Source organism: Pseudomonas hefeiensis, from assembly GCF_030687835.1.
Lineage (GTDB): Bacteria > Pseudomonadota > Gammaproteobacteria > Pseudomonadales > Pseudomonadaceae > Aquipseudomonas > Aquipseudomonas hefeiensis.
In genome coordinates this window covers 3,893,304-3,907,970 of sequence record NZ_CP117449.1, presented here as the reverse complement: position 1 = coordinate 3,907,970, position 14,667 = coordinate 3,893,304, and the positions used below count along the sequence as shown (strand labels likewise).

Genomic DNA, 14,667 nt, shown 5'->3' with positions numbered 1-14,667 from the left:
AACCTGCTGACTTTTAATCTGCCAAACACAACGCGGCAATGTGATCTCAGTTAGGTGAGTGCGCCTCCTTTGTGGCGAGGGGATTTATCCCCGTTGGGCTGCGTAGCGGCCCTAAAGCAGTTAACGCAATCTTCCTGGCGCACCGAGTTACCTGGTTTGGGGGCTGCTGCGCAGCCCAACGGGGATAAATCCCCTCGCCACAGGAGCCAGTTCCCCGCGCGACAACGAAGCGTCGCAGACGCGGCGGCCACTCCCTCGTCACAAGAGGTACTTTGGATTCACCTTATGGGGGCTTCAAACTCCGCGCCGGATGTTCAACAAAGCCGCAACCTCAGCCTTTGGCCGCCATCGCAGTCACTTCCACTCGCATCCCTTCAACCGCCAGCGCTGCCACCCCCACTGCGGCGCGTACCGGCCAGGGTTTGGCGAAGAAACGCTGGTACACCTCGTTGAAGGCCGCGCGGTCGGCCATGTCGGTGAGGTAAATGGTCAGGTGCAAGACCCGCTCCATGGAACTGCCGGCGCCTTCCAGGGCTGTCTTGAGTGCCTGCAATGTGCATTCGCTTTGCAGGGTGATGTCACCCAGTTCCAGGCTGCCGTCAGGGCGAGTGGGGATCTGGGTGGAAACCAGCAGGCCGCCGAAGCCGGCAACGTCGGAGGAGATGGAGTCCGCGTCTGGGTCGGGAATGAACGTGATGTCTTGGTTTGCCATGAAAGCCTCTTGTTCAGGAAAGGGTAATGGGGCGGTCGCGACGCAGACGGCCCTTGCGCGGCCAGTTTACCGTCCATCGTCGAGCCTTTCGTGATTTCCTTTCTCTGCCCATGAACAACCCTCGACTCCCGCATCCGGCCTTCGAGCCCGGCCATCGCATCGGCGCCAGTTTGGGCGCGTGCGACGCCGGGAGACAGATCAGCTGCGCGCCTCATCCGTCTCGTTTCGATGATGGTCAGGCCAACTGTCGACGGGGCGCGCACGGTCTTCGTTGAACATCTGCGTGAGCAACGCGTTGGCGCGCCGGTAGGCGTCGTGCCTGAACTTGAGGTCGTCTTCCGGCTGGGCGACGATTTCCTCCAGCATCTGCAGATTCAAACGACGGAACTGATCCGCGCGCTCGCGCGCTTCGTAAGCCCCGACACCCATCTGCACCAGCGCATTTCGGCCCAATGCCAACGCGCTCTCGAAGGTTTCCCGCTCGGCGGCCTGCACGCCCATCTGCCGCAGGGTGATCAGGTGCCCCATGTCCCGCGCACGGACGATCAGTTTCAACGCGGGGAAGTGCTCCCGGGCCAGTCGGGTCAGCGTCAGGTTGTCCTGCTGGTCGTCGATCGCATTGATCAACACCACCGCCTGGCCGGCACCGGCCGCGTGGAGCAGATCGAGGCGAGTGGCGTCGCCGTAGAACACTTTCACGCCGAATTTGCGCAGCGTCTCGATGTTGTCGGGGTCATGGTCCAGCACCACCACCTCGACGCCGCAGGACATCAAGAGACGTCCGGCGATCTGTCCGAAGCGGCCGAACCCGGCGATGATCACCCGTGGGTTCTGCTGATCGACGAGGTCGGATTCCTGGCGGTCTTTGCTGGTGTTGGACTCTATTCGATCCAGCAGCAGGATCAGCAAGGGCGTCAGGCACATGGACAGGGCCACCGCCAGCGTCAGGCTCTTGCCCCACTGGTCTGTCAGAATGCCAGCCAGCGTGGCGGCGCCGAACACCACGAAGGCGAACTCGCTGCCCTGGCCGAGCAACACTGCTTGCCATGAGCGTTGGCCGGTAGGGACGTTGAGGAACCGGCTGACGGTCTTGATCACCAGCAATTTGATCAGAATGAAACCCAGGGTCAGGGTCAGGACCTTCAGCGGTGCATTGATCAGCGTGCCAAAATCGATCGACATGCCGACGCCGATAAAAAACAGCCCCAGCAGTAAGCCTTTGAACGGTTCGATGTCGCTTTCCAGGGCATGGCGATATTCAGAGCTGGCCAGCAGCACCCCGGCGAGGAACGCGCCCATGGCCATCGACAAGCCGGCCTCTTCCAGAAGAAAACCGAAACCGAACACCAGGAACAGCGCCACGGCGCTGAAGATTTCACGCAGACCCGACCGCGCGGCGAAGCGCAGCAGCGGGCGCGTCACGTAGCGTCCCAACAGCACGACGACGCTGATGGCCACGACGATCTTGACGATCGAAAGCACCAGAGCGGTGCCTGACGGCGTTTCACCGTGGGCCGACAACAACGGAATCATGGCAACCAGGGGAATGGCCGCGATGTCCTGGAACAACAAGACGGCGAAGCTGCTGCGCCCGACGGCGGTCGACGTCAGGTTGCGCTCGTTCATCGCTTGCATGGCGATGGCCGTGGAGGACAGGCTCAGGGTCAGGCCGACCAGCAGCGCGGCCGTCCAATTCAGCCCCAGGGCCGCGCAGAACACCGCGATTGCCCCGCCACAGGCGAGCATCTGCAAGGCGCCGCCACCGAACACCATCCTGCGCAACGCCCAGAGCCGCTTGGGATCGAGTTCGAGCCCGATCACGAACAGCATCAGGACGACACCGATTTCGGCGAATTCCAGAATCGCCTGTACGTCAGTCACGAGCTTGAGCCCCCACGGGCCGATCACGCACCCGGCCAGCAGATAACCCAACACCGGGCCCAGGCCCAACCTGACGGCAATCGGCACGATCAACACCGCCGAACCCAGGTAGATAAGCAGTTCAATCAGGCTGTGAGTCTCCATATCAATCTTCCTTCCAGGAGGCCAGGCGTGCGCTGTAGTGTTCGATTTGTGCGTCCAGGGTCTCGGACGCGCCGGCATACGCGCCGTGTACCACGACCGGCTCCAGCCAGCGCATGTGGCAGTAGATGGCCGTTGCGTGGAGGGGCTGGGCCAGCACCTGGAAACCCGGGCAGGCGCCGATCTGGAAATGATCGTGGTTGCCACCCGTGGTAACAGCCCATAGCAGGGGCTTGTCTTTGAGGGCTGTGGCGTCTCTGCCATAGGCCCAGCCATGGGTGAACACTTTATCGATCCACAATTTCAGCAGCGGCGGCATGCTGTACCAATGCATCGGGTGCTGGAGAACGAGCAGTTGGCTCTGTTCGACGGCGCGCTGTTCGGCCCCGACGTCGATGTTGAAGTCCGGATAAAGCTCGTAGAGCGACCGTATGACCACGTCCGGATTGCTGGATGCCCGCTGGAGCATTTGCTGGTTGACCCGTGATTGGTCGGGGTAGGGGTGGGCGTAAATGATCAGAATCATCAGGGTAATTCCGGGAGGCCGGTCCGGGTCAAAAGGCCGGATATCCTACCGAGGAAGGCGCGTGTTGTTTAGAACATTGTTTGCCGGCGTGTCGTGTTCGGGTCAGTTGAGCGGCAGCGAGACCTTGACCTCCAGGCCGCCGCTGCGCCGATTCCTGAGGGTCAGCGTCCCGCCATGCTCCAGCACCGTCGCCCGTGCCGCCGACAGCCCCAGGCTGACACCACCGGTGTTCTTGTTGCGTGAGCCCTCGATGCGGAAGAAGGGTGCGAAGACTTGCTCGTGCAACTGCGGCGCGATGCCAGGTCCGCGGTCGTGGACGCGAATTTCGACGCGGTCCATGAACGCCTTGAGCTGAACGCCCGGCTCGCTGCCATATTTGCTCGCATTGTCGATCAGGTTGACCAGCGCTCGCTTGATCCCGATGGGCCGGCCCACATAAACGAAACGATGAGCGCCCTCGAATGAAACCTCAGTGCCGGCATCCTTGAAGTCGTCGACGACGGTGTGCAGCAGCTCGGCCAGGTCGAACGCGGTGGCGTGTTCGAGCCGAGCTTCGTCGCGAAAAAATTCCAGCGCGCTATTGACCATCACCTGCATTTCATCCACGTCCCTGAACAGTCTCGATTGCTGTTCGGCGTCGTCGATGAACTCTCCACGCAGGCGCATGCGGGTCAGGGGGGCGCGCAGGTCGTGGGAGATGGCGGCGAGCATTTGTGTGCGGTCCTGGACGAAGTGCTGGAGCTGGGCCTGCATGGCGTTGAACGCGAGGATCGCCTGGCGGATTTCGTGAGGGCCGACCACGGGGATGGGCGGCGCCTTGAAGTCCACGCCAAAGCGCCTGGCGCCCTCGGCGAAGCGTTCCAGCGGGGTCGCCAGGTGCCGCGTGGCAATCAAGCCGACGATGAAAGTCGATAAAAGAATCAGCGCGATAATGATCAGGTTGCGCATCCATTCCTTCATGCCCCAACTGCGAGAGGGCACGGAAAACTCCACCCAGGAATGGTCGGCCAGTTGGATGAGGACCGCGTAGCGTCTGTTTGGCTGATCGGCGGGCCAATCGGCGGGCTCGAAGGCCTCTATCCTGGCGTCGGGCCTGCCCAGCTGCTTGCGCAGGAACGCCGAGCCCTCACTGAATTGCGGGTCGTCGATCACCGGTAATCGTGCATCTTCACGGCGGGGTAACCATTGCGCGGCGAACGCCTGGTCGCTGGCCGCCCTGGCGATATCGGGTCGTTGTCCGGGCGCCACCGAGTCGATGATGCGAGTGATGGCGGCGGCCTTCTCCATCAGGCCGGTTTCCATCAGGGGAGGGCGCGCCCAGGTTCCGGCCAACAGGCCGAACAGCTCGTTCAATGCCAGTAAGGTCAGCATGGCGAGCATGGTGGTCAGGGCAATCCAGCGGGCGACCGTATCGCGTGGTCGATGAAAGGGTGAGAGCTTGGCCTTCATCGCTTCACCACGTGGGGGCTGAAGAGGTAGCCGCTGTTGCGAATGGTGCGGATCATCGATGGGCCAGTGATATCGGTCTCCAGCTTGCGGCGCAGCCGGCTGACCTGGACGTCGATGCTGCGATCGAACGCGTCGTACGTTTCGCCGCGGGCCAGGTCTAGCAACTGCTGGCGAGTGAGGACCCGGCGCGGGTGTTCGGCAAAGACCAGCAGCAACTCAAACTCGCCGGTGGACAGCGGGATCATGACTTTGTCCGGCGAGCGCAACTCGCGACGGGTGACGTCCAGTTGCCAGCTTTCGAATTCCAGAATCAGACGCGAGGTGTTATTCAATGTGTCCCTGGCTTCACCGGTGCGTCTGAGCACGGCGCGCACCCGGGCCAGCAGCTCGCGCGCATCGAACGGCTTGGTCAGGTAATCATCCGCCCCCAGCTCAAGACCGACGACGCGATCACTCAGCTCACCCATGGCCGTGAGCATGATGATGCCGACCGTATGCTCGGCCCGCAGTCGCTGGCAGAGCACCAGTCCACTGTCTCCCGGCAACATGACATCGAGGATGATCAGGTCCGGCAACCGACGCGCCACCGCCTGCCACAGGGCGGCACCGTCGGCGGCCACTTCGACGCTATAGCCATGTTGCTCGAGGAATTTGCGCAAGAGGGCGAGGACTTCGAGGTCGTCGTCCACCAGTAATAGATGGCTCACAGTGGGCACGCACGGCAATGAATACAGAAGGGGATACTAGGGTTAATCCGGGGGCTGCGTCATATATTTCAACTTGGTAATAAAGTTGCCGACGGGCAATGTTCTGGAAATCTTCAGGCAAAAAAACAAGGGCAGGATCGCCCCATGTCAGTCAGTTGAAAATGGCCAGCCCAACACGCAATCTCGCCACGGGATTTGTGCACGGCGGTGTCTCCCCTAACTGACCGGTATCGCCCCATCCCTTGCCGAGATAGCCTTGTATGCCGATCACCAAGCCCGTTGCGCTGTTTGTCCGTTGCGCTGTTGTCGTAGTACTCGTGGCAGTCGCCAGCGGCTGCACCAGCACGCCCGCTGCAACCCCTGGCAGTTGTGAACGTGCGAGCTACACCGTCGATGATCCGGCAGAGCCGGTCAACCGGGGCATCTTCGCCTTCAACCGGACGGTCGATGACTATGCGTTGGCCCCGGTTGCCCGTGGTTATCTCAAGCTTCCGGACGTGGTACAGACTGGGGTCCATAATTTCGTGGCGAACTTCGGTGAGCCCAAGGTCTTCATCAACGATCTGCTGCAAGGCAACGCCCAGCGCTCGGTCAACACCCTGGGCCGCTTCGTCATCAACACCACCGCAGGCATCGTCGGGCTGATCGATGTGTCGGGCAAACTGGGTATCGAACGCCACAAGGCCGATTTCGGCCAGACCTTCGGCGTCTGGAACATCGCCCCCGGGCCGATTGTCGAACTGCCGCTGCTGGGAACGTCCAGCCTGCGCGACGCAACGGGCAGACTGCTGAGTTCTGCGGTCGATCCGTTCGGCAGCAACAGCGACACGGTCGATACGTTGAGTACGATCAATACCGTAGGCGGGGTTGTCGATGGTCGTGCCGAGGCGCTCCCGCTGACGGACAAGTTGCGCGGCCGGCCGGATTACTACGCGGCGCTTCGTGACTCGGTAGCGCAGCGGCGCGCCGATTTTGTCGCCCAGGGCAAGTTGGGCGCGGTGGCTGGGGATGACGCCGATTGCCAGGAGGGAGCGACCGTTGATGAGTAACCCTGTATTGGTGCTGCACCGGCGAGTGAAAACCCTCGACCGAGGCATTTTGCATTGCCGGGAGATCGAGCTGCAGTTGACGGAGGATGGTCGACATCTGCTGCTCAGCCGTTATCTGGAGTTGTACAGCCATGACCAGGCCGGCGCGTGCGACCTCCAGAATTACCGGGTGCCGCTGGCGAGCATGATTCGCTGGATGGTCAGTCATGGGGAGCGGGTAAACCCACTGGTCCGGTAGCCTTGCGCCGACGTAGAGACTGCTAGACTTTACCGTCCAGCTATCTCTCGGAGAGATCGGATGAACAACAAAAACACGATTTGTCTCTGGTACGACGGTGCTGCGCTGGAGGCTGCGCAGTTCTACGCCGCGACGTTCCCGGACAGTGCGGTGCAGGCCGTTCATCAAGCCCCCGGTGATTATCCGATGGGCAAGCAGGGTGATGTGCTGACGGTGGAGTTCACGGTAATGGGCATTCCATGCCTGGGGCTGAACGGAGGTCCGGCGTTCCAGCACAACGAAGCCTTTTCGTTCCAGGTCGCGACCGATGACCAGGCCGAAACGGACCGCTTGTGGGACGCGATTATCGGCAATGGCGGCCAGGCAAGTGCCTGCGGCTGGTGCAAGGACAAGTGGGGCCTGTCCTGGCAGATCACCCCTCGCGTGCTGACCGCCGCGATAGCCAATCCCGATAAAGCAGCCGCCAAGCGCGCGTTCGAAGCCATGATGGAGATGACAAAGATCGACATCGCGGCCATCGAAGCAGCGTTGAAAGGTTAACCAGCGGTCACCGCCGATTCCCTGTGGGAGCGGGCTTGCTCGCGAAAGCGGTGGGCCGGCTTGGATTGATATTGAATGTGCCGCCGTCTTCGCGAGCAAGCCCGCTCCCACAGGAATTTTCAGCGGCCTCGAGATTCGAAACCAGCGCAATCCCCTGTGGGAGCGAGCCTGCTCGCGATGACGGCGGCACATTCAACATGGCTGCAACCTGATCTGCCGCCAGTCAGCTCATCCCTGGGCGGCTTCAGGCAACCTGGCGATCACCTTGATCTCGAACTGAAAACCATACAGCCACGTCACCCCCACCGCCGTGAGCGTCGGATGCGGTGCGCTGCCCCAGAATTCGGGCACCACTTTCCAGATCGTTTCGAATGTCGATTCTGGATCGACGATGAAGACCGTGACATCGACCACATCATCAAAGGTGCAATCGGCGGCGGCGAGAATGGCCTTCAGATTGTTGAACGCCAGCCGAACCTGGTCCTCCAGTTCGGGTTCTGGCGAGCCATCTTCGGTGCTGCCGACTTGCCCCGATACGAATAAAAAGCCATTGGAGCGAATCGCCGGCGAATAGCGATTACGCTCATAAAGTGCCTGGCGTCCGGCGGGGAAAACTACATCGCGCTGCGTCATGGGTGCCTCCATCAAAAGGTCGGATTCAACGTTGAGAACACTCTAGGGGCTTGTGCGCGGACGATAAACGAGCAACCTTGGCGATCACTGTTTGTAAAATCCAAACAATCTGACGGACACCGGGGCAGCAATGGATCGTTTCGACGCGATGCAAGCATTCGTTCGAGTGGTGGAGGCGGGCAGCTTCACCAAAGCCGCCGACACACTGCACATGAGCAAAACCACCGTGACCCAACTGGTGCAGCAACTGGAGGCGCGGCTGCGCGTCAAGTTGCTCAACCGCACCACGCGCAAGGTCAACGTCACCGCTGACGGCGCCGCTTATTACGAGCGGGTGATCCGCCTGCTGGCCGACATGGACGATGCCGAGACCAGCCTGTCCGGCGCCCAGGCACTGCCCCGGGGACGACTGCGAGTGGATGTGCCAAGCCCGTTGGCGACCATGATCCTGGTACCGGGATTGCCGCAATTTTACGCACGATACCCGGACATCCAGATCGACATGGGCGCCAGCGACCGCATCGTCGACATCATCGATGAAAATGTCGATTGCGTGGTGCGCGGCGGCGAGCTGACGGACCAGTCGCTGATCGCCCGGCGCGTCGGCGATCTGGCCCTTGGCGTGTTTGCCGCACCGAGCTATCTGCAGCGCGTCGGCACGCCTGCGCATCCGCGAGAACTGGAAGATTCCCAGCATCGCATCGTCGGTTTCCTCTGGGCGCGCACCGGCAAAGCGCTCCCTTACGCCATGCACAACCACGGCGAACATCTGCACATCAAAGGACGCTACGCACTGGCCGTGGATGATGGCAACGCCTACCTCGCGGCGGGGCTGGCGGGGTTGGGTGTGCTCTGGCTACCCGAGTACATGTCCAGATCCCACCAGGCGCGAGGGGAGTTGGTGCCCCTGTTCGAAGACTGGCGCCTCGACCCGATGCCGCTCTACGTGGCTTATCCTCCGAACCGGCATATCAGCGCCAAGTTGCGGGTGTTCATTGAGTGGGTGGTGGAGTTGATGGCGCAACACGGGCCTGTTATTGACCGATCCGGGTTATGAAACCCGACCGCATGACTGCAGAGGAGACGCACCATGGACCGATTCACCGGCGGTTGCCTATGCGGCAACGTTCGCATCCAAGCTTCGGGCCGCCCCTACCGGGTTGGCCTTTGCCACTGCCTCGACTGCCGCAAGCATCACGGGGCGCTCTTCTACGCCTCTGCCGTGTTTCCCCAGGATGCCGTGACGATCGAGGGTGAAGCCCGGGACTACGCCGGACGCTTCTTCTGCCCGCGCTGCGGCTCGTCGGTGTTCGCCCGTACCGGCGACGAGGTTGAAGTGAACCTGGGAACGCTGGATGCCCCGGATCAACTGATGCCCACCTACGAAAGCTGGACTGTGCGCCGTGAGTCCTGGTTGCCGGCGTTTCCGTTCACCAGGCACTACCAGCATGATCGAGAAGGCACCGGGCGCTTCGAGGAGTAGGCGCGGTAGCGGGTCTTAGTCGAAGCCCACAATCGCGTCAGTGTGATCCCGCGCCGTCATCATGGAAGTGAATCAACGCACCCACCCGCCGGCCCAGGTCAGTCAGGCTGAAAGGTTTGGCCAGTACGTGGGTCGTGGCGTCGACCGAAACCATATTTTCCCCCTCGGCAAATCCGGTGATGAACAACACTTTCAGCGCGGGGTATCTGACCTTCATTTCATTCGCCAGGCTGATGCCATTCATGGTTCCGGGCAGGCCGATATCTGTCAGCAATAAATCGATATGCTCGGTCTTATCGGCCTGTTTCAGGGCAGAGACGCTGTCCAGCGCATCGAGGACGTGATAGCCGGTTTCAGTCAGGAATTCCGAGACCAACTGGCGAATCGCCGCTTCGTCGTCGACCACCAGGATGGTTTCGTTGGCGCCGGGCTGCAAAGGTGCAGTCTCATCCAGATGCGCGCTCTTCACCCTGATGGGGGATTGGCTGACAACCGGAAAATACATCGTCACGGTCGTGCCCACGCCGACGCTGCTCTGAATTTTCACCTGCCCTCCGGATTGCTGGGCAAACCCGTAGATCATCGACAGACCCAGGCCGGAGCCTTCGCCAATGCGCTTGGTGGTGAAAAACGGATCGAACACCCGAGACAGGATATCGGCGCTGATCCCCGTGCCCGAGTCGGTGACCGAGATCGCCACGTACAGGCCCGGCGGTATCATTTTTTCGCTGGAAGATGTCGCATCGATAACGCAGCGCTGAACGTCAAGTTTCAAGTTTCCGCCGCCGGGCATCGCATCCCGGGCGTTGATCGCCAGATTGAGCAGGGCGTTCTCCAGTCCATTGGGGTCGCATTTGATTGGATCTTGCCCCCTGAAAGCGCATTCGACATGAATGCTCGGGCCCACGGAGCGCCGGATCATTTCTTCGAGGCCGGCCACCACTTTGCGCGGTTCGAGAATTTCCGGCTCCAGAGATTGCTGCCTGGAAAATGCCAACAGGCGCTGGGTCAGTGCGGCTGCGCGCGTTGCTGAGGTCAGGGCGACGGAGTTGTAGCGAGACAGTTCGCCGTAGCGTTGACGGTCGATGTGCCGTTGCATCAGCTCCAGGCTGCCGGTGATGCCGGCCAGCAGGTTATTGAAGTCGTGAGCGATGCCCCCTGTCAGTTGGCCTACCGCTTCCATTTTCTGACTTTGCCGCAGTTTCGACTCAGCCAGTGCGCGCTCCTGTTGTTCGGCTTCAAGCTGCTCGGTACGGCTTGCAATACGTTCTTCGAGCAGATCGTTCCAGTCTCTGAGCGCTGCCTCCAGTTGCACCCGTTCATTGATGTCTTCGGCGGTGCCGTACCACTGCTCGCATCGTCCTTCGGAGTCCAGGCTACAAAATGCGCGGATTCTGAACCATCGATATTCTCCTGTGGATTTTCGCAACTGGATCTGCGCGTCGAAGGGCTGCAAACTCGCCAACGACTGATTCCACAACCTGGCAAATGAGATTCGGTCATCGGGGTGCGTTGCGTTCAACCACTGGCGTCCCAGTGTCTGCTCCGGCGACCTTGCGGTGTATTCATACCAGCGTTGATCCAGCGATGTCACCGCGCCATGGCTGTCGGCCGTCCAGGGCCAGAGCGGATTGAGCTGCGCGGCGATTCGGTAGTGTCTTTCGCTTTCACGCAATTTTTTTTCAGTCAGACGCATGGCCTGCATGGTTTTGGCGCGTTTCAATGCTGCACCCAGCAGGTTGCTGTAGCCGCGCAGAAAATCAATGTCGCTCTCGCTAAACTGCCGGGGGCTGCGGCTGTCGACTTCGAAGATGCCGAAGGGCCGCTTCTCGGTGGCTCCGTATACCAGCACGTTGACGAACGCCTGGACGCCGTTGCGTGTTTGGAAGTCGTGATAATGAAAGCGTGTTTCTGAGGCAATATCCGTGGAGGTGACGGCGCCGCCCATGTCCAGGGAATACCGCTCCGGCGTTCCTTCCGATGCCTGGATCCGGACTTGACCCACGACGCCCGGCAACCAGCCCACACCGTTGCGTACAAAGAAAGTGACGCCGTCGTCTTCCAGCGACATGAATTTCGCCAGATGGGTTTCCAGTGCCTCGCCTACCAAACGACAGGCCTCGTCGAGGATGTGCTCCAGGTCGTCTGAAACCAGGGCCAGCTCGCCGAACTCGGCAAGTACCTTGCGTTGACGTAATAAAGTGTCTTCGATTGTCATGTGCGTCACCCTTGGTACGTCTTGAATATCCGAGGGTTGTAGGACGGCTAGGTTCATATGAATTGATGAGCGTGCCAGTCAGGGCCATCTGCTGAGTTTATGTCCGTCAGAGAACACTTGTGGGAGCGGGCTTGCCCGCGAAGACGGCGGCCAGTCAACATTGATGTTGCTCGGCACACTGTCTTCGCGAGCAAGTCCGCTCCCACAGGTTCAGATCCTTAACTGACTGGCGTCAGTGCCATGTCCCGGCTTTATTCCCGAAGAAACGTCAGCAGATCCTGGTTCAGGCGGTCCTTGTGCGTCTCGGTCAGGCCATGCGGCGCGCCGGGGTAGACGATCAGACGAGCGCCCTTGATCAGCGCCGCCGAGGCCCGGCCGGAAGCAGCAATGGGCACGATCTGATCGTCGTCCCCGTGGATAACCAGGGTCGGCATATCGAACTTCTTCAAGTCGCCACGGAAGTCGGTGGCCGAGAAGGCCGCGATCGAATCGTAGGTGTTCTTGCTGCCACCCTGCATGCCCTGCACCCAGAACGACTGGATCAGACCTTGGGACGGCTTGGCACCCTCGCGGTTGAAACCGAAGAAGGGACCGGAGGCAATGTCCAGGTAAAGCTGTGAGCGGTTCTCCAGGGACGCCTTGCGCAGCCCGTCGAACACCTCGAGGGGCAAGCCGTTGGGGTTGGTTTCGGTCTTGAGCATCAGCGGTGGGACTGAGGAAACCAGCACGGCCTTCTTCACCCGGCCAGTACCATGGCGACCGATATAGCGAGCCACTTCGCCGCCACCGGTCGAGAACCCAACCAACGTGACCTCTTTGAGGTCCAACGCTTCAATCACCGCCGCCAGATCGTCGGCGTAGTGATCCATGTCGTTGCCTTCCCACGGCTGGCTGGAGCGGCCATGACCGCGACGGTCGTGGGCAACAACGCGGTAACCTTTGGCGGCGAGGAACATCATCTGCGCTTCCCAGCTGTCGGCGTTCAGCGGCCAGCCGTGACTGAAGGTGACTACCTGGCCATCCCGTGGGCCCCAGTCCTTGTAGTACAGATGCACGCCATCCCGGGTGGTGATGTAGCTGGAGGACTGAATAAAGCTGCCGACGGCGGACGTGCTCGCCGCGATTTGGGCGGGGGAGGCGGCTTCGGCGCTGAGGGTTGCCAGTGCCAGCGTCGCAATGGCCAGGGTGCGGTTGAGTGTGTTCATCGTTTCTCTCTCCATAAGGGTCGGGTTTGATGGGCGGCGATCGTCATCGATCGCGTTGGTGGGCAGATTAGAGAGAGAGGCCGATGGCGAGAATGGCGTTGGTATCGATAGCAACTATAGGAATAACAGATACCTGCGGTCAGATACGAGGGTGGGCCAACTACAGGAATCCGTTGTGGGGTATCTGTGGCGAGAGGCCAAATCCCTACGTCAAAAGTGGCTCCTCTTAAACACTGCGCCGCTCAGCCGAACGAACGCAGCGGCACCAAAGGGGCCTGGTTCCGAGAGGTTGCAAAGGTCAGGAATTTGAACTGCGTCATCGGTTTGGAGCGGGTTTGCGTCTATGCTTATTGAGTCAGTTCCATCAGGCCCACCGTGAACACCGAGCGGCCTACCAGGAGAATATGTGAGACTTTCGACACCGGTTGCAGCGCTGCTCTGTCTATTGCTTGGCACTGTGGTCAGGGCCGGGGAATATCAGGTGGTTACCGAAGAATGGGCCCCCTACAACTATCAAGAAAACAACCAGCTCACCGGCATGACCACAGAGATCGTGCGGGCCATCATGGCCCTGACCGGGGATGACTTCGAGGTGCTGCTGCAGCCCAGCATGCGCGCCACCCAGGTACTGAGGACCCGAAGCAAGACCCTCATGTTTTCACTGTTCCGCACGGCGGAGCGCGAGCCGTTGTACAAGTGGGTCGGGCCGATCGTGGAAGAGTCCATTTATGCTTATCAGTTGGCCAGTACACCGCCGGTGACCTCCCTGGAGCAACTGCTGCATGCCCCGCAGATCACCACGCGTCATGCCGGCCTGGTCCCGCAGATGCTGCAGTCGCTGGGCTTCAACAATCTGGACAAAAGTGCAACCGAGAGCAAGCTGCTCTACCGCATGCTGCTCGCCGGGCGCACCGGTATCATCGTAGGCGACACCGATGCGGGGGTGGCTTACTACAGCCGCCAGTTGAATATCGCGCCTGGCACACTGCGCAAAATTCCCATCGAGCTCTATCGGTCCTCGCTGTACATCGCCTTCAGCCTTGACTCTGAAGATGAGGTGGTGGCTGCGTGGGCCAAGGCTTTGGAGCAGTTGCGGCGTTCTGGCGAGGTGGAGCGGATTCAGCGGCGGTATGAGCGGCCCGTTGGGCAATAAACGAAAGCTCGCTGCTCACATCCTTCGCAGGCCCCCAAAGGCTCGAACCGCTCACTCGTGTCCATCCTCACATTGCGCAACCCCACGGTTTCCAGGTGTGAGGCGTACAACGGCTCCGAAAAATAACTGATCAGAATCGAGCGACGGCGCGCGCCAATCGAGTTCAGACTGCCCGCATGGACCAGATCGACATCGAACACCAGGATGTCTCCCGCGCCGCCTGAAAGCTGTACGGAGCGCGACTCGTTGTTGAGGTCCATGGGCGGCTCTCCCTGCTCGGGGCGATGGCTACCGGGGACGATACGTGTCGCGCCGTTCTCGGGGCCATAATCGTCGAAAAAAGCCAGGGCGATGGCGATGTCGCCTGGCCGTTGGGCCGACAAGTCGCGGTGCAGTTGTTGATGGCCGCCACCGAGAAGAGGCTCGCGGCCCTCCACCTGCGAGAGAAAGAACCGCTCCCCGATCAGCTCACTCACCACAGCCAGCACCTGGGGCAGGCGACACACAGCTTGAACCTTCGCATCGTCATCCAGCATCGAGTAACGCCAGTCCATGCCACGCGGCACTGGCCACTGGTCCGACGGTTTCACCCCGGCGTCGAACACGGCACGCAGGTCACCCAGCCACTCGGCGGGGATCGCTCGGCGGAGTAGGGCATAGCCTTCCTGATGCAGTTGTTTGCGGTCGATCATGGTGATCTCGGTTTCCTTGTGAAGCATGAAACGTTTGCTC

General features: G+C 60.8%; 15 protein-coding genes. 6 read left to right on the top strand and 9 right to left on the bottom strand.

Annotation, left to right across the window (positions count from 1 at the left end; translation table 11 throughout):
• Positions 1-331 precede the first annotated feature (331 nt).
• The 5 genes from PSH57_RS17450 to PSH57_RS17430 all read right to left on the bottom strand — a co-directional run bounded on the left by PSH57_RS17450 (position 332) and on the right by PSH57_RS17430 (position 5,416).
• On the bottom strand, positions 332-712 hold the full coding sequence (locus PSH57_RS17450) for a RidA family protein (protein ID WP_305384434.1): 381 nt from the start codon (positions 710-712) through the stop codon (positions 332-334).
• A 198-nt stretch (positions 713-910) separates the two neighbouring features.
• Positions 911-2,737, bottom strand: coding sequence for a glutathione-regulated potassium-efflux system protein KefC (gene kefC / locus PSH57_RS17445; protein WP_305384433.1), 1,827 nt, complete (start codon positions 2,735-2,737; stop codon positions 911-913).
• Position 2,738: 1 nt separating this feature from the next.
• Positions 2,739-3,260: a glutathione-regulated potassium-efflux system oxidoreductase KefF gene (gene kefF, locus PSH57_RS17440; protein ID WP_305384432.1), complete on the bottom strand. Its 522-nt coding sequence runs from the start codon at positions 3,258-3,260 to the stop codon at positions 2,739-2,741.
• 102 nt (positions 3,261-3,362) lie between these two features.
• On the bottom strand, positions 3,363-4,709 hold the full coding sequence (locus PSH57_RS17435) for a sensor histidine kinase (protein ID WP_305384431.1): 1,347 nt from the start codon (positions 4,707-4,709) through the stop codon (positions 3,363-3,365).
• Positions 4,706-5,416, bottom strand: a complete 711-nt coding sequence (locus PSH57_RS17430) for a response regulator (RefSeq protein WP_305384429.1) — start codon at positions 5,414-5,416, stop codon at positions 4,706-4,708. Before PSH57_RS17430 ends, PSH57_RS17435 begins: the two co-directional genes overlap by 4 nt.
• Positions 5,417-5,676: 260 nt before the next feature.
• On the opposite strand from PSH57_RS17430, the gene PSH57_RS17425 reads away from it, so the two are divergent.
• From PSH57_RS17425 to PSH57_RS17415, 3 genes are read left to right on the top strand one after another with little or no spacing between them, the layout of a single operon-like run.
• On the top strand, positions 5,677-6,465 hold the full coding sequence (locus PSH57_RS17425) for an MlaA family lipoprotein (RefSeq protein ID WP_305384428.1): 789 nt from the start codon (positions 5,677-5,679) through the stop codon (positions 6,463-6,465).
• Positions 6,458-6,703: a hypothetical protein gene (locus PSH57_RS17420; protein ID WP_305384426.1), complete on the top strand. Its 246-nt coding sequence runs from the start codon at positions 6,458-6,460 to the stop codon at positions 6,701-6,703. The genes PSH57_RS17425 and PSH57_RS17420 overlap by 8 nt, the downstream gene beginning before the upstream one ends.
• A gap of 60 nt (positions 6,704-6,763) precedes the next feature.
• A complete protein-coding gene (locus PSH57_RS17415; protein ID WP_305384425.1) occupies positions 6,764-7,243 on the top strand; it encodes a VOC family protein in 480 nt (159 codons plus the stop codon).
• A gap of 228 nt (positions 7,244-7,471) precedes the next feature.
• Here PSH57_RS17415 and PSH57_RS17410 read toward each other — a convergent pair whose 3' ends face one another.
• The gene (locus PSH57_RS17410; RefSeq protein ID WP_305384424.1) at positions 7,472-7,876 is read right to left on the bottom strand and encodes a RidA family protein; all 405 of its coding nucleotides are present in this window, start codon (positions 7,874-7,876) and stop codon (positions 7,472-7,474) included.
• A 130-nt stretch (positions 7,877-8,006) separates the two neighbouring features.
• Here PSH57_RS17410 and PSH57_RS17405 point away from each other — a divergent pair, with 130 nt between their 5' ends.
• Positions 8,007-8,933 carry a LysR family transcriptional regulator gene (locus tag PSH57_RS17405; RefSeq protein ID WP_305384422.1) on the top strand — a complete coding sequence of 309 codons (927 nt, stop codon included), beginning with the start codon at positions 8,007-8,009 and terminating at the stop codon, positions 8,931-8,933.
• A gap of 33 nt (positions 8,934-8,966) precedes the next feature.
• Positions 8,967-9,359 (top strand): GFA family protein, encoded by a 393-nt coding sequence (locus PSH57_RS17400; RefSeq protein ID WP_305384420.1) that lies wholly within the window; start codon positions 8,967-8,969, stop codon positions 9,357-9,359.
• A gap of 37 nt (positions 9,360-9,396) precedes the next feature.
• Here the strand turns inward: PSH57_RS17400 and PSH57_RS17395 are convergent, their stop codons facing one another.
• Together PSH57_RS17395 and PSH57_RS17390 are read right to left on the bottom strand one after the other, a co-directional pair.
• Complete coding sequence (locus tag PSH57_RS17395; RefSeq protein WP_305384418.1) at positions 9,397-11,577, bottom strand: ATP-binding protein; 2,181 nt, start codon at positions 11,575-11,577, stop codon at positions 9,397-9,399.
• Positions 11,578-11,828: 251 nt separating this feature from the next.
• Positions 11,829-12,782 (bottom strand): alpha/beta fold hydrolase, encoded by a 954-nt coding sequence (locus PSH57_RS17390; RefSeq protein ID WP_305384416.1) that lies wholly within the window; start codon positions 12,780-12,782, stop codon positions 11,829-11,831.
• Positions 12,783-13,188: 406 nt separating this feature from the next.
• Here PSH57_RS17390 and PSH57_RS17385 point away from each other — a divergent pair, with 406 nt between their 5' ends.
• Positions 13,189-13,935, top strand: coding sequence for a substrate-binding periplasmic protein (locus tag PSH57_RS17385; protein ID WP_305384414.1), 747 nt, complete (start codon positions 13,189-13,191; stop codon positions 13,933-13,935).
• Here the strand turns inward: PSH57_RS17385 and PSH57_RS17380 are convergent.
• Complete coding sequence (locus tag PSH57_RS17380; RefSeq protein ID WP_305390409.1) at positions 13,902-14,627, bottom strand: phytanoyl-CoA dioxygenase family protein; 726 nt, start codon at positions 14,625-14,627, stop codon at positions 13,902-13,904. The genes PSH57_RS17385 and PSH57_RS17380 overlap by 34 nt on opposite strands.
• Between the last annotated feature and the right edge of the window lie 40 nt (positions 14,628-14,667).

Excerpts from the sequence above, each read along its gene's own strand:
- kefF (WP_305384432.1), bottom strand. The coding sequence starts at position 3,260 with ATGATTCTGATCATTTACGCCCACCCCTACCCCGACCAATCACGGGTC.
- PSH57_RS17450 (WP_305384434.1), bottom strand. The coding sequence starts at position 712 with ATGGCAAACCAAGACATCACGTTCATTCCCGACCCAGACGCGGACTCC.
- PSH57_RS17390 (WP_305384416.1), bottom strand. The coding sequence starts at position 12,782 with ATGAACACACTCAACCGCACCCTGGCCATTGCGACGCTGGCACTGGCA.
- kefC (WP_305384433.1), bottom strand. The coding sequence starts at position 2,737 with ATGGAGACTCACAGCCTGATTGAACTGCTTATCTACCTGGGTTCGGCG.
- PSH57_RS17435 (WP_305384431.1), bottom strand. The coding sequence starts at position 4,709 with ATGAAGGCCAAGCTCTCACCCTTTCATCGACCACGCGATACGGTCGCC.
- PSH57_RS17425 (WP_305384428.1), top strand. The coding sequence starts at position 5,677 with ATGCCGATCACCAAGCCCGTTGCGCTGTTTGTCCGTTGCGCTGTTGTC.
- PSH57_RS17420 (WP_305384426.1), top strand. The coding sequence starts at position 6,458 with ATGAGTAACCCTGTATTGGTGCTGCACCGGCGAGTGAAAACCCTCGAC.
- PSH57_RS17380 (WP_305390409.1), bottom strand. The coding sequence starts at position 14,627 with ATGATCGACCGCAAACAACTGCATCAGGAAGGCTATGCCCTACTCCGC.
- PSH57_RS17400 (WP_305384420.1), top strand. The coding sequence starts at position 8,967 with ATGGACCGATTCACCGGCGGTTGCCTATGCGGCAACGTTCGCATCCAA.
- PSH57_RS17405 (WP_305384422.1), top strand. The coding sequence starts at position 8,007 with ATGGATCGTTTCGACGCGATGCAAGCATTCGTTCGAGTGGTGGAGGCG.
- PSH57_RS17415 (WP_305384425.1), top strand. The coding sequence starts at position 6,764 with ATGAACAACAAAAACACGATTTGTCTCTGGTACGACGGTGCTGCGCTG.
- PSH57_RS17410 (WP_305384424.1), bottom strand. The coding sequence starts at position 7,876 with ATGACGCAGCGCGATGTAGTTTTCCCCGCCGGACGCCAGGCACTTTAT.
- PSH57_RS17395 (WP_305384418.1), bottom strand. The coding sequence starts at position 11,577 with ATGACAATCGAAGACACTTTATTACGTCAACGCAAGGTACTTGCCGAG.